General features: G+C 40.5%; 18 protein-coding genes. 15 read left to right on the top strand and 3 right to left on the bottom strand.

The genetic code is table 11. The annotated features are described in order from the left end of the window. Positions 1-17: 17 nt before the first annotated feature. The 12 genes from fabG to HYB91_RS09925 all read left to right on the top strand — a co-directional run bounded on the left by fabG (position 18) and on the right by HYB91_RS09925 (position 11,670). On the top strand, positions 18-761 hold the full coding sequence (fabG, locus tag HYB91_RS09870) for a 3-oxoacyl-ACP reductase FabG (protein ID WP_044910011.1): 744 nt from the start codon (positions 18-20) through the stop codon (positions 759-761). A gap of 109 nt (positions 762-870) precedes the next feature. Continuing rightward, positions 871-1,146, top strand: a complete 276-nt coding sequence (locus tag HYB91_RS09875; RefSeq protein ID WP_002676967.1) for a DUF4258 domain-containing protein — start codon at positions 871-873, stop codon at positions 1,144-1,146. 1 nt (position 1,147) lies between these two features. Then, entirely contained in the window at positions 1,148-1,384 is a 237-nt protein-coding gene (locus HYB91_RS09880) for a type II toxin-antitoxin system MqsA family antitoxin (RefSeq protein WP_002676965.1), read from the top strand. Between the two features lie 160 nt (positions 1,385-1,544). Next, on the top strand, positions 1,545-2,738 hold the full coding sequence (fabV, locus tag HYB91_RS09885; RefSeq protein WP_002676964.1) for an enoyl-ACP reductase FabV: 1,194 nt from the start codon (positions 1,545-1,547) through the stop codon (positions 2,736-2,738). 8 nt (positions 2,739-2,746) lie between these two features. Continuing rightward, a complete protein-coding gene (locus tag HYB91_RS09890; protein WP_002676963.1) occupies positions 2,747-3,787 on the top strand; it encodes a virulence RhuM family protein in 1,041 nt (346 codons plus the stop codon). 9 nt (positions 3,788-3,796) lie between these two features. Beyond that, entirely contained in the window at positions 3,797-5,149 is a 1,353-nt protein-coding gene (locus HYB91_RS09895) for an ATP-binding protein (protein WP_002676962.1), read from the top strand. Further along, complete coding sequence (locus tag HYB91_RS09900) at positions 5,125-5,976, top strand: hypothetical protein (RefSeq protein ID WP_002676961.1); 852 nt, start codon at positions 5,125-5,127, stop codon at positions 5,974-5,976. The genes HYB91_RS09895 and HYB91_RS09900 overlap by 25 nt, the downstream gene beginning before the upstream one ends. 74 nt (positions 5,977-6,050) lie before the next feature. Next, a complete protein-coding gene (locus tag HYB91_RS09905; protein ID WP_002676960.1) occupies positions 6,051-7,757 on the top strand; it encodes a leucine-rich repeat domain-containing protein in 1,707 nt (568 codons plus the stop codon). Between the two features lie 102 nt (positions 7,758-7,859). Then, complete coding sequence (accB, locus tag HYB91_RS09910) at positions 7,860-8,435, top strand: acetyl-CoA carboxylase biotin carboxyl carrier protein (protein WP_002676959.1); 576 nt, start codon at positions 7,860-7,862, stop codon at positions 8,433-8,435. A gap of 10 nt (positions 8,436-8,445) precedes the next feature. Beyond that, entirely contained in the window at positions 8,446-9,765 is a 1,320-nt protein-coding gene (locus tag HYB91_RS09915; RefSeq protein ID WP_253719495.1) for an acetyl-CoA carboxylase biotin carboxylase subunit, read from the top strand. 175 nt (positions 9,766-9,940) lie between these two features. Beyond that, positions 9,941-10,732 carry an acetyl-CoA carboxylase, carboxyltransferase subunit beta gene (gene accD, locus HYB91_RS09920; protein WP_002669844.1) on the top strand — a complete coding sequence of 264 codons (792 nt, stop codon included), beginning with the start codon at positions 9,941-9,943 and terminating at the stop codon, positions 10,730-10,732. A 20-nt stretch (positions 10,733-10,752) separates the two neighbouring features. Then, positions 10,753-11,670 carry an acetyl-CoA carboxylase carboxyltransferase subunit alpha gene (locus tag HYB91_RS09925; protein WP_002676956.1) on the top strand — a complete coding sequence of 306 codons (918 nt, stop codon included), beginning with the start codon at positions 10,753-10,755 and terminating at the stop codon, positions 11,668-11,670. A 104-nt stretch (positions 11,671-11,774) separates the two neighbouring features. On the opposite strand, the gene hutH is transcribed toward HYB91_RS09925, so the two are convergent. Both hutH and HYB91_RS09935 read right to left on the bottom strand, forming a co-directional pair. Beyond that, positions 11,775-13,298: a histidine ammonia-lyase gene (hutH, locus tag HYB91_RS09930; protein ID WP_002676955.1), complete on the bottom strand. Its 1,524-nt coding sequence runs from the start codon at positions 13,296-13,298 to the stop codon at positions 11,775-11,777. Positions 13,299-13,330: 32 nt separating this feature from the next. After that, the gene (locus tag HYB91_RS09935; RefSeq protein ID WP_002676953.1) at positions 13,331-14,416 is read right to left on the bottom strand and encodes an endonuclease/exonuclease/phosphatase family protein; all 1,086 of its coding nucleotides are present in this window, start codon (positions 14,414-14,416) and stop codon (positions 13,331-13,333) included. Positions 14,417-14,597: 181 nt separating this feature from the next. Between HYB91_RS09935 and HYB91_RS09940 the strand changes: the two genes are divergently transcribed. Genes HYB91_RS09940 through HYB91_RS09950 form a run of 3 tightly spaced genes read left to right on the top strand, consistent with a single transcriptional unit; the run spans position 14,598 to position 18,187 of the window. Next, positions 14,598-16,475, top strand: coding sequence for a hypothetical protein (locus tag HYB91_RS09940; RefSeq protein ID WP_371922096.1), 1,878 nt, complete (start codon positions 14,598-14,600; stop codon positions 16,473-16,475). 3 nt (positions 16,476-16,478) lie between these two features. Further along, positions 16,479-17,417 (top strand): permease, encoded by a 939-nt coding sequence (locus HYB91_RS09945; protein ID WP_010698648.1) that lies wholly within the window; start codon positions 16,479-16,481, stop codon positions 17,415-17,417. Further along, positions 17,414-18,187, top strand: coding sequence for a TIGR03943 family putative permease subunit (locus tag HYB91_RS09950; protein ID WP_002685361.1), 774 nt, complete (start codon positions 17,414-17,416; stop codon positions 18,185-18,187). The genes HYB91_RS09945 and HYB91_RS09950 overlap by 4 nt, the downstream gene beginning before the upstream one ends. A gap of 24 nt (positions 18,188-18,211) precedes the next feature. Here HYB91_RS09950 and HYB91_RS09955 read toward each other — a convergent pair whose 3' ends face one another. Further along, positions 18,212-19,180, bottom strand: a complete 969-nt coding sequence (locus HYB91_RS09955) for an AAA family ATPase (protein WP_002676949.1) — start codon at positions 19,178-19,180, stop codon at positions 18,212-18,214. Positions 19,181-19,206: the final 26 nt, after the last annotated feature.

Raw genomic sequence — 19,206 nt, forward strand, 5'->3', positions numbered from 1 at the left:
GGAAAGGTACAAGTATGATGTTATTAAAAGGAAAAAAGGCATTGGTAACAGGCTCTTCGAGAGGAATCGGAAAAGAGGTTGTTAGAAGATTCATTGAAGAGGGAGCCGAAGTTTGGGGCTTATGTACAAAACCTTCTGCAAGCAAGGCGGAAATGGAGGCTTTTGCAAAAGGAAAAGGAAGCGTATTTCATGAAATATACGCTGACTGCGGCAATGCGGAAGGCCTTACCGAAACAGTAAAAAAAGCCCTCGAAGAATCGGGCGGCTTTGATGTACTTGTAAATAACGCAGGTATTACAAGAGACGGCCTTTCATTTAGGATGAAGCTTTCCGACTGGGAAGACGTTTTACGCGTAAACTTAACAGGCGTTTTTGTCGCCTCGCAAATTGTTTCTTCCGATATGATTAGAAAAAGAGCCGGCTCGATTATCAATATGACAAGTATCGTAGGCCTTCACGGTCAAGGCGGACAGGTCAACTATTCCGCAAGCAAGGCTGGCCTTATAGGTTTTACAAAGAGCCTTGCAAAAGAAACGGCAGGAAGAGGAGTACGCGTAAACGCCATCGCCCCCGGCTATATCGAAACCGATATGACAGCCGCCGTAAACGAAGAAATGCGGAAGGCATGGATCGAGGGCATTCCCTTAAAAAGAGCAGGACTGCCCCTAGACATAGCAAACGCCGCAGTCTTTTTGGCTTCGGACTTATCGCTTTATATAACCGCCCAAGTCCTAGGAGTCGACGGCGGACTGGGAGCATAGGCTGTTCCAGCCATAGAGCATAGTATACACCGGACAAAGTATATAAATTTCTATGCAGAAAGACTAAAATATGCTATAATACACTAAGTTAAAAAGTCGGAGGTGTTTTGTGAAATATCTCTTTTCCGGGCATGTTTTTAAGCGTATGGCCGAGCGTGTTTTTTCACCTGATACGATAAAAAATATTATAAAAAATGGTGTTATAATAAAAGAATATCCGGATGATACTCCATATCCAAGCCGACTTATTCTTGGATATGATGGTAATAGACCAATTCATGTTGTTTCGGCTTATGATCAAAATGATGATATAGAATATATTATCACGGTTTATGAACCTAATACACAGTTATGGACTTCTGATTTCACAAAGAGGAGGGATTGATATGAAATGTCCAATTTGCAAGTTTGGAGAAATGAAAGAAGGCACTACACAAGTTGTACTTACCCGCGGCAATGCAACGGTTATTTTCCGCAGTGTTCCGGCAAAAATTTGTGATGACTGTGGAGAATATTACCTTGATGAACAGACAGCTCAAGATATTTATAATCGTGCAGATAACTGTTTTACATCAGGACAGGAAGTTGCAATTATGGAATATAAGCAGTTAATTTCTGCATAGTGTTGCTCGACTTTGATAACAGTATATGATGCAGCCAAATTCTGAAATTAAAAGGGAAAGATTCTAGAGAAACTATAAACAGCTCGGCAGAAACTCCGCCTCGCTGTTATCTTAGAGTTTTGTGCAAAGCATAAAACATCATAATTATTGGAGGTATGATATGATTGTAAAACCTATGGTTAGGAACAATATTTGTCTAAACGCTCATCCGCAAGGATGTAAAAAAGGCGTTGAGGATCAAATAGAGTACACAAAAAAGAGAATTACCGCTGAGGTAAAAGCCGGAGCAAAAGCCCCTAAAAACGTGCTGGTTCTCGGCTGCTCGAACGGTTACGGACTTGCAAGCCGAATAACGGCAGCATTCGGCTATGGGGCCGCCACTATCGGCGTTTCCTTTGAAAAGGCCGGAAGCGAAACAAAGTACGGCACACCCGGCTGGTACAACAACCTGGCCTTTGACGAGGCTGCCAAAAGGGAAGGCCTTTATTCCGTAACTATAGATGGAGACGCCTTTTCCGATGAAATCAAGGCACAAGTAATCGAAGAAGCCAAAAAGCAAGGAATTAAATTCGATCTTATAGTTTACAGCTTGGCAAGCCCTGTAAGAACCGATCCCGACACAGGCATAATGCACAAATCCGTCTTAAAACCCTTCGGCAAAACCTTTACGGGTAAGACGGTCGATCCCTTTACGGGAGAACTAAAAGAAATTTCCGCCGAACCTGCAAACGATGAAGAAGCTGCTGCTACAGTTAAGGTTATGGGAGGAGAAGACTGGGAACGCTGGATAAACCGGCTTTCAAAGGAAGGTCTTTTAGAAGAAGGCTGCATTACCCTAGCCTATTCCTATATCGGCCCGGAAGCTACACAGGCACTCTACCGAAAGGGCACCATAGGAAAGGCGAAAGAACACCTTGAAGCAACAGCCCACCGCCTAAACAAAGAAAACCCGTCAATACGGGCCTTTGTTTCGGTAAACAAGGGCTTGGTAACAAGGGCAAGTGCGGTAATCCCCGTAATTCCCCTATATCTCGCTTCCTTGTTTAAGGTTATGAAAGAAAAAGGAAACCACGAAGGCTGTATCGAGCAAATTACCCGCCTTTATGCAGAGAGACTCTACCGTAAAGACGGCACAATTCCCGTCGATGAAGAAAACAGAATCCGTATCGACGACTGGGAGCTTGAAGAAGACGTTCAAAAGGCAGTTTCAGCTTTAATGGAAAAAGTAACCGGCGAAAATGCCGAAAGCCTAACCGACCTTGCCGGCTACCGCCACGACTTTTTAGCCTCAAACGGCTTTGATGTCGAAGGCATCAACTACGATGCCGAAGTAGAAAGGTTCGACAGGATTTAATTGAGGTAATGGCAAAAAAAGCTAAAACGGATATTCGATCTTCGGCGGCGGAATATTTGACTTTTGTTGCAGCGGGCGGCAAAAGCGCTGAAAGTATCGAAATACGGTATGAAGATGAAAATATTTGGCTGACTCAAAAAATGATGGCTGTTTTGTATGATACATCGGTGTCAACGATTAACGAGCATATCAAAAATATTTTTGCAGACTATGAATTACAGGAAGAAGCAACTATTCGGAATTTCCGAATAGTTCAAACTGAAGGCGATAGAAGTATAACCCGTTCGATAAAACACTACGGATTGCAAATGATTATTGCCGTAGGCTTTAAAGTTAATTCTGAGCGGGCGGTGCAATTTAGAAAGTGGGTCAACCGTATTACAAAAGAGTACACAATCAAAGGCTGGGTCATGGATTCGGAGCGGCTGAAAAAAGGCTCTTTTCTTACGGACAAATATTTTGAAGAACAGCTGGAGCGGGTTAGAGAAATCAGGGCAAGCGAACGCAAGTTCTATCAAAAGATTACCGACCTGTATGCAACCGCTTTAGACTACGATAAAACAGCCGCTGCTACTAAAAGGTTTTATGCAACGGTACAAAACAAAATGCATTTTGCCATCCACGGACATACGGCTGCGGAGCTTATTTATGAGCGTGCCGACAGTACGCAACCGCACATGGGACTGACTACATGGCAGGATGCTCCCGAAGGCAAAATTAAAAAATCCGATGTTATTATTGCAAAAAACTATTTAAGCGAGACAGAACTTTCGCAGTTAAACCGGATGGTAACTTCATATCTCGACTTTGCAGAAAATATGGCGTTACGGAAGATTCCGCTTACCATGCAAGATTGGGAAACACGGCTTACCGGTTTTATCGAAATGTTCGAATACGGACTTTTAAAAGATGCAGGAAAGGTATCTGCAGAAATTGCAAAACTTCATGCCGAATCCGAATTTGAAAAATACCGCATCATTCAGGATAAGACCTTTGTTTCCGATTTTGACAAATACTTAGCGGAATTGGAAAATACCATTAGCGGATAATTATAAAATATGGAAGATTATAATAAAGAGTTTAAAATCGATATTCCTAAAAAGCAAAGTGCACTTAAAGCTGAAATCATCTCTTTTTTAAATAGCACCAGTGGCGAAATTTATTTAGGAGTTGATGACAGCGGAACTATACATTATGATCTTATAAACGAAAAAAAGAAAGTATGGGAAGAAATACTTTCAAATTGGATTGTAAACGCTTTTAATCCCGATGTAACAAACTTAATATATATCTATCCAAACGAAACTCCCTTTAGAATCAAAATTTTTAAGGGAAAAGAAAGACCTTATTTTTATAAAGACGGAGAAGGCTTTAATACAAAAGGTGTATATGTCAGAGTCGGCAGTACAAAAAGACTTGCAAGCTTTGATGAAATCCAAAGAATGATACGGCAGCATAATCAGCATGATTACGAGCGTTTGTTATGCCATCGGGATGATTTAACCTTTAATTATGTAGAAAATAGATTTAAAGAAAAAGGAGTTCTCTTTGACAAATATGCTCTATCTCTCATCGATAAAGATGATAAATACAACAATGCCGCATTGTTATTGAGCGACCAAAATCCCACTATCAGTAAATTTGCAGTTTTTCAAGGTACTACGGTAAATGTCTTTTTAGATAAAAAAGAATTTACAGGTTCCATCTTAAAACAATTAGATGACATTCTCTATTTTGCCAATTTATCAAACCGAAAAAAAATCACCATTACCGGAAAACCTGAACGGGATGAATATTTAGATATTCCTGAAAGAGCTCTCAGAGAAGCTATCGTAAATTGTTATTGTCATAGAGATTGGACCTTAAGCGGAGATATAAAAATAGAATTTTACGACGATAGGGTTCAAATTTTTTCTCCCGGCAGCTTGCCTGACGGATTGACATTGGAAAACATAAAAATGGGCATGGTTGCAAAAAGAAATAAAATTATCGTAGATACTCTGGATAAGGCAGATGTCATCGAAAATTATGCTTCCGGAGTACGCAGAATATTTGAAGATTATGCACATTTTAAAAAACAACCCGAATATTATATTTCCGATAACGGGGTAATAGTTACCTTATTCAATCGAAATTATGATATCCAAAATGACGGTCAAAATGACGGTCAAAATGACGGTCAAAATGACGGTCAAAATGACGGTCAAAAAATAAGCACAAAAGATAGACTGGAAAAGATAATAAAATATATAGAAAGCGATAGTGCTATAACAGCAGATAGGCTTAAAGACCTTTTAAATGTATCTAAACGGACTATAGAGAGGGATATTGAAAAACTAAGAAAAGATAACAAGATTGAATATGTCGGCAGTGCCAAGGACGGCCGGTGGATTGTAAAAACAAAGAATTAGACATTTATATATGGGGGATTTTAATAACACTTATGAAAAAATTTTTAATGATAACGATTACAGTATGTTTATTAGCAGGCGGTGTAAATGCCTTTGCCTATGGAATCAATAGCTTTACGGTTTATGATGCACAAGATAATATTGTACACAAGATAACCGCCAAGAGCGAAGTCAATGCGTTATATCTGCTTTTTCAAGAATCTTTGCAGATAGCAGCTGACGAAGCTTTGTTTACGGAATTACCTAAAGACGCACAAGTGTTATACCGTTATGTTCTTTCATATAATTACGGTGATGATGAGCAGTATTTCAGTTTTATAGTATATAAAAATTATCCTCTTTGCCGGATTCCCCAATTACAGGAAAAGGAGGATATCCCAAAAGAATTAACATGGAAACTTTTTAAATACGCATACGAAATCGCCGGCAAGCCTGCTGAGGTGAAAAAACAGCTTTCTTATTCTGCGAAAAATTCTTATATCCGCATATATGATGATAAGGGCTCTCTTTTACTATTTATTGCAGGGGAAAAAATTCTGGATATGTTCGACACATTGTTTGGAAAAGATATCGCCGAAATCGAAATCGAAGAAAGAAATTTGAAAAGCCTTTTTACCGCCGAAAGCATTCATGATGGCCGAGAAGTCATTGTGCATTATTCATTTATGGATGATGACAAAATTATGAAGCTGTATCTTTACAAAGACACAAAAGAAATGAATATAACAACCGATACCGGAGTTCTAAAAGTAAACCTTTCAGAAGAAGCGTATAGAATTTTAAGCAGCCCTAAAAGCTTTCAAAAAGAATTCGAAAAAAGAAGATGATAAAAAATGAAGTTTATGGATAGTTGGTAATGAATAATGTAATTATACAATACCAATTAAAGGACTGAACATTTATGAAAAAATTTTTAACGGTATTATTTTTAACAGGATTGTTGACAGCGGGTATCACAGCAGCGGAAAATCCTGCAAAAACCGCAGGTGCAGGAAGAGCAATACTCGGTATAAACGACAACCAAAAAAGGATAGTCGTGACGGCGGTAACGGCTGACGGTTCCGCAATACAGATTGAAGGTTGTACGGTTACGAAATTACCGAGCGGCGAAAAAACGGTGCTCACGGCAACGGGACCAAAGGTTATCCTTAAAGGCGCTATTACCGAGCTGGATTGCCGCAGTAATCAGCTTAGCACACTCGATGTTTGCAACTTAACTGTATTACAAGAACTGGACTGCGCCTTTAATCGGCTTACCTCACTCAATGTACATAGCTTAACTGCATTACACAAGCTGGACTGTGGAGGCAACCGGCTTACAGAGCTTAACGTACAGGGGTTAACAGCTTTACAAAAATTATTCTGCGATGACAATCTGCTTACCTCGCTTGATGTCAGCGGTGTAACCGCTTTGCAAAGCTTGAGCTGCGGAGAGAATCTACTGACCTCGCTCGACGTATCGGGTTTAACCGGTTTACGGGAACTGTACTGCAACCGCAATCATCTGTCTTCGCTTGATGTACAGAGTTTAACCGCTTTGCAGGATTTGTTCTGCAACGCCAATAAACTTACTTCGCTTAACGTACAAGACCTAAAAGTGTTACAGAGACTGCACTGTAACAGCAACCGGCTTACTTTACTCAATGTTCGGGATTTAAGTGCTTTACAGGAACTGGACTGCGTAGGTAATGAACTTACCTCGCTTGATGTACATGGCGTAACCGCCTTATGGGAACTGGAATGCAGCAAAAACATGCTTACTTTGCTCGATGTACAAGGATTACCGGCTTTAAAGATACTGAGCTGTACTGTCAATGAGCTTACCTCACTCAAAGTACGGGACTTACCGGCCTTGGAAAAACTGGACTGTTCCGTAAATCAACTTACCTCAATCGATATACTAGAGTTAACCGCTTTAAAGGAACTGGACTGTTCCACAAATCAACTTACCTCACTAGACGTACGGAACTTAGCAGCTTTGGAGGAATTGGATTGCAGGGACAATAAACTTACCTCGCTTGATGTGCGGGGATTGAATACATTACAGAAATTGTACTGTTCCGAAAATGAACTCACCTCACTCGAAATACAGGGCTTAAAGACTTTGCAGAAACTGAACTGTTACAAAAACAAGCTTACCTCACTCAATGTACAGGGGCTGACCGCTTTACAGTGGCTGAATTGCGGGTATAATGAACTTACAACACTTAACCTAAAAGGCTTACACGCATTGCGTGACCTGGAGTGCTTTAAGAATAATCTTCCTGAACTCGATGTACAGGACATAAACACCTTACAAAGACTGAACTGTTATCATAATAAACTTTCTACTCTTGAACTATCAACATTACATGGTTTACAGGAACTGTGCTGCTATGATAACCTTTTTAACGAAAAAAACCTTATCCGGATACTAACCGCCCTGCCCGATAGGAAACAAAAAAAAGAAGGCAGAGCTTTGATATATGGTAAAAAAAATGATCCAAGGGAAGGAACTATAACGGATTTTTCTTCTTCCGCCGAATTAAAAGCTGCTTTTGAAGCTGCAAAAGCAAAAAACTGGAGATTCTATAAACGGGATACAGTTGGAAATGAGGAAGAGGTTTAAGATGCTTAAAAATGGATTTTTATAAGGGATAGACACTCTGCCTGTATAAATGATAAAATGTCGGCCTTTACGGTTAAATAAATAAAACTTTAAGGAGATTTTATGAAAGAAGATTTTATTTTGAAAGTGATAGAAAAGTTTGAAAAAGGCGATACTGTGGTTTTGCAGATAAAGCAGGACGACTGTGAGCTTATCTTAAAAAAAGAAGGAGCCTTTCCTAAAAAGGAAGCTGTCATTCAGTCAGGTGCGTGCGGAGGAGTGCAGACCGCCTATACTATGCCATATCCGGCGATACCGGCAGGATTTCAATCCGGCCTTTCGGCGGGCATCCAGACAGCTCCGGCAGGAACAACCGGACAAGCGGCAGCGCCTCAGGCAGCAAGTCCTGCTGCAGAATCTCCTGCTCAAGCATCACCCGCAGCTTCATCGGCTCAAAACCTACTTGAAGTAAAAAGCCCCATTGTAGGAACCTTTTACAGGGCACCGTCTCCCGATTCTCCGCCCTATGTTGAAAAAGGCAGCTCGGTAAAAAAAGGACAGCCCCTTTGTGTGCTTGAGGCTATGAAGATGATGAATACCCTCGAATGTGAATATGACGGAGTTATAGAGGAAATCTTAGTTTCAAACGGAGACCTTGTAGAATTCGATCAGGTCTTGTTTAAGATAAAGGCTAAGTAGGAAGGTTCCTATGATTAAAAAAATACTTATCGCCAACAGAGGCGAGATAGCCGTGAGGGTTATCCGCTCCTGCCGCGAAATGGGAATAAAAACCGTCGCCGTTTACTCTACGGCTGACAAGGACTGCCTCCATGTGCTTTTAGCTGATGAGGCAGTCTGCATAGGCCCGCCCCCTTCGGCTAAAAGCTATCTTAACAAAGAAGCTCTTATCACGGCAGCCCTTTGCACTTCCTGTGAGGCAGTGCATCCGGGGGTAGGCTTTTTATCGGAAAATGCAGGTTTTGCCCGCGAGGTAGAAAATGCAGGGCTCTTTTGGATAGGGCCAAAACCCGACACAATCGAAATGCTCGGCGATAAGGTCCGTGCCCGCGAAACAGCCGTAAAAAGCGGACTTCCCGTAACCCCCGGCTCGGACGGAGCTATAAAAGAATTGGACGAAGCCAAAAAAACTGCCGAAAAATGCGGCTATCCCGTCATCATCAAGGCAGCCTCAGGCGGCGGCGGAAAGGGAATGCGCATCGTCTATAAAGAATCGGAATTAGCCGAAAACCTAAAAATTGTTTCCGCCGAAGCCGAAGCCAATTTTGCCGACGGCACCGTTTATATCGAAAAATATCTGGTAGACCCGCGCCATGTAGAGCTTCAAATTCTAGGCAATGGTAAAGGAGCCGTTTCCGTTTTGGGTGAAAGGGATTGCTCGGTTCAAAAAAATCATCAAAAGTTGATAGAAGAAAGTCCCTCTCCGGCCGTAAGCGAGGAAATGCGGGAAGCCATGTGTAAGGGGGCTGTCAGCCTTTTTTCTTCCCTTAAATACCGCGGGGCGGGAACAATCGAGTTCCTCGTATCAGGCAATAATTTCTACTTTATGGAAGTAAACGCCCGAATTCAGGTAGAGCATCCCGTTTCGGAGATGATTACCGGCACCGATATAATTGCAGAACAAATCCGTGTTTGTACAGGGGAAAACATGAAGTTTGCCCAAGGGATTTTGCCTACTAAAGGCTGGGCTATCGAGGCTAGAATAAACGCCCGCTCTCCCGGACTTATAAAAAATTTAAGGGTTCCCGGAGGAAACGGAGTGCGTTTTGACAGCTTTTTATATCAAGGCTATTCGGTAGTTCCGTTTTATGACTCGATGACGGCTAAACTCATCGTTCACGGGGCTGACAGGGCCAATGCCATTCAAAAGCTGCTTTGCGCTCTAGATGAGCTTAAAATTGAAGGCATTACCTGCAATATCGAAGAGCAAAAGATTATACTTAACTCAAAAAAGTTCAAATCGGGTGTTTTCGGTACGGGGCTCTATGAAGAGCTTTTTGGAAATAAGTAAGGAGAGTTGATAAACAGTTCGGCAGAAATTCAGCCTCACTGTTTATCTGACGAGTTTTGTGCTTTGCACAAAACATCGCATTATTGATTGCCGTTTCTCACAGGTGTTGCGAAACGGCGTAAAAAGTCAAATCGAAAATTGATATTTTCTCATTGACTTCTTATAGGAGACTTAAATGGATTGTCCTAGTTGTAAAGTATCATACGATGAAGAGGTTTTTACAGATAACCTGATGGTTTGTCCTCATTGCAATTGCCATTTACGCATAGAACCGAGGCAGAGGATTACCTATCTGACCGATGAAAATTCGTTTCAAGAGCTGTATCCGAACCTCAAAACATGTAACCCCATCGAAATGGAAGGTTATGAAGAAAAGATTTCGGCTGCCGAAGAAAAAGCGTCCTTAAACGAAGCCGTTATTACAGGTTCTTGTAAGATTAAAGGAAGAGATGCCCTCTTAGCCCTCATGTCCTTTCACTTTATGGGAGGTTCTATGGGCTCCGTTGTAGGCGAAAAGATTTCGCGGCTTATGCTAAAGGGAGCAACCGAAAGGATACCTGTAATTATCTATGCGACTTCAGGCGGAGCACGAATGCAGGAAGGGCTTTTTTCGCTGATGCAGATGGCCAAAACTTCGAGTGCGGCCGCCGAGTTGGATGAAAAAGGAGTTCCTCTTTTTATAATGCTTTGCGACCCGACCACGGGAGGTGTTACTGCAAGTTTTGCAATGCTAGGCGATATAACAGCTGCGGAACCGGGAGCCCTTATAGGCTTTGCAGGCCCCAGAGTTATCGAAGGCACTATCCGCCAGCAGCTGCCCGAAGGATTTCAGCGGGCGGAATTTCAGTTGGAAAAGGGCTTTGTGGACTGTATAGTGCCGCGCCAAGAGCAAAGGCAGTTTTTTGCCCGCATGATTGACGCTCACAGCCTCGGCCTTAAAGAAGCCCCTAAAAAGAAAAAGGCCTAAAGTTTTTATAGGAGAAATCTATGAGCAATAAGGATCAAACGAATCTATTAAATAACCTAAAGGATATAGCCCAAAAAGCGGGGCTTGATATAAGCGAGGAGCTTGCAAAAATAAACGCAAAACTTGAAAGCTCAACAGCTCTTTCCAAAACATGGGAAAGGGTAGAACTCGCCCGCCACAGCGACAGGCCCAGAACCTTGGACTACATCAACTTGATTTTCGATAATTTTACCGAGCTTCACGGCGATAGATTTTTCGGCGATGACCCTGCCATGATAGGCGGAATAGGCTTTATCGACGGAATGCCGGTTACGGTAATAGGTACCCAAAAGGGAAGAAACTTACGCGAAACCATCGACAGGAACGGAGGTATGGCAAACCCTGAAGGCTACCGCAAAGCCATGCGCCTTGCAAAACAGGCCGAAAAATTTAAACGGCCGATTATTACCTTTATCGACACTCAAGGGGCCTACCCCGGCCTTGGTGCTGAAGAAAGAGGAATCGGAGAAGCCATCGCCTTTAACTTGAGGGAATTCAGCCGCCTAAAAACGCCCATAATCTGCATAATCATAGGCGAAGGAGGCTCCGGCGGAGCCCTCGGCATAGGAGTCGGAGACAAAATTTACATGCTTGAAAACGCCATCTTCTCGGTTATATCCCCGGAAGGATGCGCTTCAATTCTATTGAGGGATTCAAGCAGGGCAAAAGATGCAGCCGCCATGCTTAAAATTACCAGCCAAGAAGTTCTTGATCTAAAGGTAATTAACGGCATCATCCCCGAACCCGAAAAAGGAGCTCACACCGATCCCAAAAAAACAGCCGATGCTATAAAGGAGCAAATCCTAAAGGATTTAGCCGACCTTACAAAACGCGACCCCGCCGTCTTGGTAAAATACCGAAGCAAAAAGATAAGAAGCATAGGAAAGTATTCGGAATAAACCCTATAGTTCATTTTTTTAATTTTATTAAAAAACCCGTATCGGAATCTTAGTTTCCAATACGGGTTTTATTGCAAGTAAGCCTGTTTACTTGTTAATATAAATTACTTAGCCGCATTTTCAATCATTTCAATGTTTTCATCATTTGAAATAATCTCAAGAGCCTTCATAATGTCGTTATAAAGAATACGGTCTTCGGTAACCTTGGAGATATGCTTTCGAATAAGCTTCATCATCTCTCCTGTTCCCTTGCCGTATTTTTTGATGCCGCGTAAATCGCAGGCTTGAGCAGCCGTAAGCCACTCAATAGCAAGAACATGGCGTACGTTTTTAACGATTTCGGTTATTTTTCGGGCAGCGGTTGTTCCCATACTTACGTGGTCCTCTTTGTTTCCTGATGAGGTAATGGAGTCAACGCTTGCAGGATGAGCCAATACCTTGTTTTCCGAAACAAGGGAAGCTGCCGTATATTGAGGAATCATAAAGCCTGAATTTACTCCGCCGTTTTCTATTAAGAAGGCAGGAAGGCCTCCGTTTAACTGCGGGTTTACAAGGCGTTCGATTCGGCGCTCGCTTATGTTTGCAAGCTCGCTGACGGCAATCCCCAAGAAGTCCATAGTAATCGCAATGGGCTGACCGTGGAAGTTTCCGCCTGAAATAACATCATGATTATCAGGGAAGACGAGCGGATTATCGGTTACGGCATTGATTTCTATCTCTAAAACCTTGCGCACATAGGCAATAGCATCGGCACTTGCTCCGTGAACTTGCGGAACGCACCTGAGCGTATAGGGGTCTTGAACGTCATTTTCTCTTGTATTGATAGATGAACTGCCCTTTAACATTTTGAGGATAAAGGCTGCCGTATCAATTTGACCCTTGTGCGGGCGGGATTTATGGATTCTGGGGTCGAGGGCTGCGGTAATTCCCCTAAAGGCTTCGAATACTAAGGAAGCGCCCATGTTTGCAGCCTTGAGAAGCTGTTCTGCATCGTGCAGGGCTAAGGCTCCGATACCGGACATTACGGGTGTACCGTTAATTATACCGAGTCCGTCTTTTCCCGAAAGGACAACAGGCTTTAAACCGGCTTTTGCAAGAGCTGCCTTTCCTTCCATCAGCTTGCCTTCATAATAGGCCTTTCCCTCTCCTATCATTACGAGAGCAATATGAGCGAGGTTTGCCAAGTCACCGCTTGCACCTAAGGACCCTTTTTCGGGTACATAGGGCGTTACTCCCTTGTTTAACATATCTACAAGAATATCCGGAACAGCCGGAGTTACTCCCGAAAAACCGCTCGCATGAGTGTTAAGCCTTAAAAGCATTATGGCCCTAACTATGTCTTCGGGAAAGGGATTGCCGACACCGCAGGCATGGCTCAATATTAAGTTCCTCTGCAGAGCACCGTTTTGATCCTTGGTAATGGTTACGGTGGATAATTCTCCAAAGCCGGTCGAAATGCCGTAAGTAGGTTTACCGCTTTTTACGATGTCATCTACAATTTTCTTTGAATCCTTGATTCTTTTTTTTGCATCTGCGGACAGCTTTACTTCAGCTCCGTGGCGGGCAACAGCTACAACGTCTTCTATCGTCAAACTGCTGCCGGTTACTGTTACAGGTTTTACCTTCATTTTTTGCTCCTTATATTTTTATTTTGAATAAGCTATTTCATAAGTGTAAATTCTGCAATTACAGGATGATGATCCGAAACTTCAAAATTTAAACCGGCAGTTTTTACTCCGATAATTTCAACATTGGGAGAGCATATAAACCCATCTATTATTGTCGTGTAATTTTCTCCTTTAACGTAGGGCTTTTCCAAAAGTCGGACTGTAGGCGTAGAGCTATCAAAGCCCCACTTCCATTCCTTGCCTATAAAATCTGCAGGTAAATATTCTATCCATTCAAGAAATTCATCAGATGTAGTATAAGGGATAAAACGATTTTTTTCTACACCCGGAAAAAGAGAGTTCCAATCCCCTCCGGCAATTACCCAATGTCCTTCATTATACAATTTTAAGGCAAGGTTTTGTAAAAATTCCATTTCCTGTTTTCTTAATACACCGTCTGCATCGTAAGCCGAAAGATGCAGATTGATTATATAGAGATTCTTATTCGGAACATCGGTTTTAATTTCAGAAACCAGAAGACAGCGCTTTAAGTTGACGGTTTTTAAGGGCCATGAAAAAGTTCCGGAAAGCTGAAGCCTCTCCGCTTTTTGTATTCCATATTTACTTAAAGTAAAAACACCGCTTTTTACTCTTCCCAAGGGATTTAAAACGGGAGCCGGCACAATGACGGCATCATAGTTTGCTGCAAAAACGGAATCATAATCGGCAAAAAAATCGGATAAGGTTTTTTTTTGGTTTACATAAAAGCTGCGTCTTGATTTTACATCGATTTCTTGTAAAAGATTAAAACCGCAATCTTCTTTTTTAAGTAAAGCTTTTACTTTTTCGAGGTTATCTAATACAGCCTCCTTGCTTCGGGCTGTTACGTTTTTTCCGCCGTCATAGAAAAAATCGTTTTGAGCATCAAGGCCGCAATAGCCTATGTTCCAGTTTAAGACCTTTAAAACCTCATCAGTCTGTAAAATCATTTTTTTTGCATTTACATTTATATCGGCTTTTTCGACAGCCTTAGGACGGTATTCTGCTATGGTAACAAAAAGAAAAAAAGCGGCTGTTAAAAGAAGTAAAATCGCTAAGACCGTCAAAGGAAGAAAAAGAAACAATCTTCGTGCTCTCATTTTGAGTTCCACCTTATATTAGAATTATTCTCCGCATAAAAGATTATACCGCAAAAAACCAAATTGTTCAATTACGGAAGTTAAACATTCAAAAACCTTTTCCCAAAGCAAAGCGGAACTTAAAAAATAAAATTTTTTTAAGAATAAAAACCTTGAACTATTGAGAAATATTGTGTATAATATGGGGATGACTATTTATACGGATTTACTACACTTGTTGCGGATGTTTTCTTTACGTAGAAACAATGCTCAAGTGACCTTACAACCTTTTCAAGATTATCTCCACCGCTACGCACGGCATTTTTTACAGCAAAAACAGGATTTGGCTGTTCTTCTTGAAATTTCTCTCGAAACTCTTTTAAGTGAACTAAAAAAAATACAAGATGAAGGGGATATCGAAATAACAACGGATAAGTCCAATACAACCATTATATTTGTTCCATATTTCCATGTAGACAATATATCCAGACAATATGCACATCTCGAGCAGCACCCCGACATTCCTTTTCCTCTTTTATCCGATCTACCTAGGAATTTTCCGGGAAAACTCTTAAAAACAATAAGCGTTTCAGATGATCTGGCTGAGTTAAACCCCGAATCAAGGGAAAATTCTTTTTTATATGCCTTAAACTACAATGGAGACATCCCTGCCCTCGTTTTCCCCGGCTCTTACACAACCGAAAAACTCTTAAATTTAGCCTTAGGTAAGATTAAACTTTTTCTATCAAAAGATGAAAGCAGGGATTATATGCAAAAAAGGCTCATGGTGGCTAATCCCGGTAAGGAATTTACGGTTAAAACATTTATCACAAAAATTATGGCACATAGTGTTAACAGCTTTCAAAATGTTAAAGAATCCGGCGATAACTATATATTATGGGGACAGTTATGCGCCTTCATAAAACAGGAATTTGCCAAAAAGAATGAAAAGCTGCCTGATGAGATAGCTTTATTACAGGCGGCCGGAATCTTGGAATATTTAAATAACTATTACAGAAATAAGGCTCAAAAAGACGTCCAAACGGACACTGCTTTAAAAAACCTCCTTCTAGCTTTTCAGAAGGCGCCTTATTATTTTACAATGAAGCAGATAACACAATTTACCGATTCCAGAGGGGTCCCACTGCTTGGGCAATACTCTGAGGAAACCTTACAGAATTTTATGAAGGAAAAAGCCAGCTCCTCGGAAAAGTATATAATTCCGGATATTCTTACCTTTACAAATTCTTCAAATGATAGATTCTATTTGCTTACCGAAAAGGTTGTTCCTCTTTTGATATCCCTCATTAATGAAGCAAGAAAACCGGTTAGAGAGCTATGTATAAGAAAATGGCATGAGATGTTAATGAATTTTGAGCAAGATGACTCAATGAAAAATGATACGGCTTTTAACGAATTATTAAAAGAAATAACCGCTCATTCGGCACCGAATCTATACGGACTTTTAAATGCTCCGTTTATTTTATCAATCATCGCAGATCCCCGCTTAAATGAAATTCAAGCCATGGAAATAAACAGAATTTTTCCGGCAGGTAAGCCTGCAGCATATAGCGAAATTTTAATGCTGAACCGGCATGAAATTTTAAGCGATACAAAAATACTTCTTCCATTCTGGTATACGATTCCTATAATTTCTACAATAATTGCATTTTTTAAACGAAAGAAAAAGACACCTCAGCCTGTACAGCCCGAAAAAAAAGAGACTCCTTATAAAAAGCCGAAGCTAAAATTAAAGGATGCTGCAGAAAAAATAAGCGCCGAATTTATTCCTCAAGGAATGACAATTGATCAGGCTCTAGAAAAAAACTTGGATGAGTGGAATCAAACTTTGGGGCATCCTGCAAGAGAGAATCTGACAGAGGACGTAAATGCATTAATCAGAGATTATTTAAGGGGCATAAATAGAACGCTTTCCTTTTCCAGCTTTACTGCCGACAGGGTCAGAAGTCTGGCTAAAACTCTGCTGGAGTCTTCCAGCCTTTTAAAAATAAAGGAGAGAAAGGCTTTACAGAACTATGCAGAACTTTACATCGTAAAATTGGTATCGCAGTATTCTTAATTTATGTTGAGTCTTATAACTACAACCAACACGATTTTTTTAAGCATCCTCCTTCAAGCATTTCCTTTTATGCTTTTGGGGATAGTTATATCTTCAATACTGCATGTTTTTATTTCGGGTAATTTTATCGTTAAAGTTTTTCCGAGCAGACACGGCCTTGGATTTTTAACTGCCATATTCGGCGGACTTGTTTTTCCGGTATGTGAATGTGCTTCGGTTCCCGTTCTTTCCGGGCTTGTAAAAAAAGGAGTTATCATGCCTATTGCGGTAACCTTTATGCTTGCAGCTCCTATTTTAAATCCTATTTCAATAATGGCTACCCTATATGCATTCCCTGAATCTCCGATGATTGCGGTATATAGGATAATCTTAGGTATAGTAACGGCCGCCTCAATAGGGATATTGCTTTTGTTCTATCCTAAAAACGAATATTTGAAGGAAGACATAGAGAACGATAATCATTGTTCTTGCGGTTGCAACTGCGAGGACTCCTGCAGCGCATCTCATGGTTCCGGACAAAGATCCTTTATTGAAAATATAAAGGAAATGTTCTTGCACAGCGGAACGGAATTTTTTAATGTCGGTCCTTATTTTATATTGGGAGCCTTATTTACTTCCATAATAAGAGCCGGAGTACCAAGTAATTTTTTTATGCAATTTAATGAATCCCATTCTTTGAGCGGAATCTTAATTATGATGTTTTTTGCCTTTATTTTTTCTGCATGTTCAACATCGGATGCCTTTATTGCCCGAAGCTTTTATGGAACTTTTTCACTCTTTTCAATTATGGGCTTTCTCGTATACGGCCCCATGATGGATATAAAAAATATCTTCATGCTTTTATCTATTTTTAAAAAACGGTTTGTAATAGAATTGACCATAATCATAACTATTATGAATATCATTTTTATAAGTGCAATGAGTTTTCTAATCAAGATATGAAAAAAATATTTTTAAGTGTTTTTATTGAAAAAATTATACGCTCCTTATTGTTATTGATAGGGTCTTTTATTTTTATCTATGCAGTAGTCTCACAAAAAGCGCTGCTATATGTTCATATCCGGCACATCGGTATAATTATTTTTTCGGCTATTGTATTTTTTATAATAGGGATTCTTACAATGAGGGATGCCTTTTATTTTCCATATCACACACATTCAAAAAGAAAAAACCCCTTGTACTTAATAATTTTTTTACTGCCAATTTTGTTTGCGCTCCTTATTCCCTACAAAGCTTTAACTTCGGACTCTCTTGCATTTAACGGAGATATTTTTTTATTTCAAAAGCAAAAAGAAGAGGCCGGTTATAATTTCAATTTTAGACCGAGCAGACTTTTAGAATTGGAAGACGGCTTTGTGGTTATGGATGATGAAACCTTCGGACGCTGGCTGCCTGAACTTTATCTGAATTTGGACTCATGGGTAAATAAGAAGATAAAAATCGAAGGCAGTGTTTGGAAAAATCCTGAAGTTTTAAGTGAAAACGAATTCGCTATAGGAAGAATGTTGATGGTTTGCTGTGCAGCCGATATGCAGCCGGCAGGTCTTATAGCTCAATGGTTTAAGGCCAATGAGCTAAAAGAGGACGATTGGGTACGCGTTACAGGAACAATTTCAAAAATAGAATATGAAGGCAGTTTCGAACCTCTAATCATAGTCGATAATATAGAATTTATTCCGCGTCCTGCCTTAGAATATGTCTATCCTTTTTAAAGAATTTTCCGATAATTGTTTTATTTAAATCCCTTTAGACCAGTCCGTTTCTTTATCCATTTTTATTAAAACGGATTTTGTAATTTCTGCAATAGATTCTTTTGCATTAGCCTTTCTATTTTTAAAAATACATTTATGGGCAAGAACATAGGGAGCGATTATTTCAATATCCGTATCTTCAACCCAGTTTCGCCCATTAGAAAGAGCCATAGTTTTTGCGAGATGCAAAAACTGCAAAGAAGCCCTAGGAGAAGCTCCCAATTCAATGTCGGAATGTTCTCTTGTTTTATTGCAAATATCTATTATAGCTTTTTGTAAGGCCTTGTGACAGTAAACTCTTTCTTGCTCGTCACGGGATGTAATTATATTGCCTGTAGTGATGACTGGATAAAGTTTTGAAAGTGTCGACACACCTGGGTTACCGTCAAGGATTTCAAGAGCAGACTCATCATCCGGATAACCTATAGAAATAGAGACCATAAACCTATCAAGCTGAGCCGGAGGCAATGGATAAGTTCCTAATGTTTCTACAGGGTTTTGAGTGGCAGCCGTAAAAAAAGTCTCGGGCAATTTGTAAGTTTGTTTTCCGACAGTAACCTGTTTTTCTTCCATAACCTCAAGAAGTGCGGCCTGAACTTTGGGGGGAGTTCTATTTAATTCGTCAGCCAAAAAAATGTCGCAAAAAACGGGACCCTTTATAAATTCAAAACTTTGAGTTTGTGCATTAAAAACATCAACGCCGGTAATATCATAGGGAAGTAAGTCCGGGGTACATTGAATCCTTTTAAACTCGGCAGGATCGCCGTAGTCTTTTTTTATTAATTTAGCTAGGGCTTTTACCATTGTTGTTTTTCCGACTCCGGGAACATCATCTATAAGAACATTACCTCCGGTCAAAAACGCCGCAACAAAAAGGCGAATAACCTCATCCTTTCCTTTTATTACTAAACCGATATTTCTTATAAGCTCATCTATTATATTTTTCGTATTCATATCAAACAGTATAACCGAAAATATAA

Source organism: Treponema sp. B152 (assembly GCF_024181665.1).
Lineage (GTDB): Bacteria > Spirochaetota > Spirochaetia > Treponematales > Treponemataceae > Treponema_B > Treponema_B denticola.

What these genes read in the sequence shown, in the direction of transcription:
- HYB91_RS09935 (WP_002676953.1), bottom strand. Translation starts at nt 14,416, where the DNA reads ATGAGAGCACGAAGATTGTTTCTTTTTCTTCCTTTGACGGTCTTAGCG.
- accD (WP_002669844.1), top strand. Translation starts at nt 9,941, where the DNA reads ATGGATTGTCCTAGTTGTAAAGTATCATACGATGAAGAGGTTTTTACA.
- HYB91_RS09945 (WP_010698648.1), top strand. Translation starts at nt 16,479, where the DNA reads ATGTTGAGTCTTATAACTACAACCAACACGATTTTTTTAAGCATCCTC.
- hutH (WP_002676955.1), bottom strand. Translation starts at nt 13,298, where the DNA reads ATGAAGGTAAAACCTGTAACAGTAACCGGCAGCAGTTTGACGATAGAA.
- fabV (WP_002676964.1), top strand. Translation starts at nt 1,545, where the DNA reads ATGATTGTAAAACCTATGGTTAGGAACAATATTTGTCTAAACGCTCAT.
- fabG (WP_044910011.1), top strand. Translation starts at nt 18, where the DNA reads ATGTTATTAAAAGGAAAAAAGGCATTGGTAACAGGCTCTTCGAGAGGA.
- HYB91_RS09955 (WP_002676949.1), bottom strand. Translation starts at nt 19,180, where the DNA reads ATGAATACGAAAAATATAATAGATGAGCTTATAAGAAATATCGGTTTA.
- HYB91_RS09950 (WP_002685361.1), top strand. Translation starts at nt 17,414, where the DNA reads ATGAAAAAAATATTTTTAAGTGTTTTTATTGAAAAAATTATACGCTCC.
- HYB91_RS09940 (WP_371922096.1), top strand. Translation starts at nt 14,598, where the DNA reads ATGGGGATGACTATTTATACGGATTTACTACACTTGTTGCGGATGTTT.
- HYB91_RS09890 (WP_002676963.1), top strand. Translation starts at nt 2,747, where the DNA reads ATGGCAAAAAAAGCTAAAACGGATATTCGATCTTCGGCGGCGGAATAT.
- HYB91_RS09880 (WP_002676965.1), top strand. Translation starts at nt 1,148, where the DNA reads ATGAAATGTCCAATTTGCAAGTTTGGAGAAATGAAAGAAGGCACTACA.
- HYB91_RS09915 (WP_253719495.1), top strand. Translation starts at nt 8,446, where the DNA reads ATGATTAAAAAAATACTTATCGCCAACAGAGGCGAGATAGCCGTGAGG.
- HYB91_RS09895 (WP_002676962.1), top strand. Translation starts at nt 3,797, where the DNA reads ATGGAAGATTATAATAAAGAGTTTAAAATCGATATTCCTAAAAAGCAA.
- HYB91_RS09925 (WP_002676956.1), top strand. Translation starts at nt 10,753, where the DNA reads ATGAGCAATAAGGATCAAACGAATCTATTAAATAACCTAAAGGATATA.
- HYB91_RS09905 (WP_002676960.1), top strand. Translation starts at nt 6,051, where the DNA reads ATGAAAAAATTTTTAACGGTATTATTTTTAACAGGATTGTTGACAGCG.
- accB (WP_002676959.1), top strand. Translation starts at nt 7,860, where the DNA reads ATGAAAGAAGATTTTATTTTGAAAGTGATAGAAAAGTTTGAAAAAGGC.